This window comes from Vallitalea sediminicola (genome assembly GCF_054408565.1).
Map to the genome: position 1 here is coordinate 1 of NZ_BTPT01000296.1, position 206 is coordinate 206.

General features: G+C 29.6%; 1 pseudogene. It reads left to right on the forward strand.

The features are described 5' to 3' along the window. Nucleotides 1–206, forward strand: a pseudogene (locus tag ACX6CF_RS26800) (alanine racemase); the annotation flags it as partial.

Sequence of the window (206 nt, forward strand, 5' to 3'; positions counted from 1 at the left end):
TTATATATATTCCTATCAACATATATAATGGCTACTTCCAGCAAAAATCTCTGCTTCCTAATATATTGAAAGACATATTTTTTGACGGTACAATATATCATCTATGGTATATACCTGCATCAATGTTAGGGGCAGTCATTGCGTATTATCTAATAAAAAAGTTAGGGTATCATAAGGCGTTTATAATAGCTTTGTTATTATATGCA